The following is a 446-nucleotide window of genomic DNA, read 5'->3' on the forward strand; positions in this document are numbered from 1 at the left end:
TCGTTCGGCACGAAACCGGCGTCCACCGCCGCGCGCGACGCGCCGACCGCCGCGCCCAGCTTGTCGGCGATGGCTTCCAGCAGCGGGAAGTTCTCGCCCGACTGCATGCCGCGCCCGCCCGAGACGACGACGCGCGCCGAGGTCAGCTCCGGGCGCTCCGACTTCGACAACTCGGCCGAGACGAAGCTGGACAGGCCGGGGTTGCCGGCGGCGATGACGGTCTCGACCGGCGCCGAGCCGCCCTCGCCCGCCGCCTCGAAGGCGGTGGTGCGGACGGTGACGACCTTGACCGGGTCCTTGGACTGCACGGTGGCGATGGCGTTGCCGGCGTAGATCGGCCGCTCGAAGGTGTCGGTCGAGACCACCCCGGTGATGTCGGAGATCGCCGCCACGTCGAGCAGGGCGGCGACGCGGGGCAGCGCGTTCTTACCCACCGAGGTGGCCGG

1 protein-coding gene is annotated in these 446 nt (G+C 73.1%); it reads right to left on the bottom strand.

Annotation, left to right across the window (positions count from 1 at the left end):
* A partial coding sequence (locus EJ913_RS31330) for an electron transfer flavoprotein subunit alpha/FixB family protein (protein ID WP_211099091.1) occupies positions 1–446 on the bottom strand: 446 nt, incomplete at both ends.

Source organism: Azospirillum doebereinerae (assembly GCF_003989665.1).
GTDB classification, from domain to species: domain Bacteria; phylum Pseudomonadota; class Alphaproteobacteria; order Azospirillales; family Azospirillaceae; genus Azospirillum; species Azospirillum doebereinerae.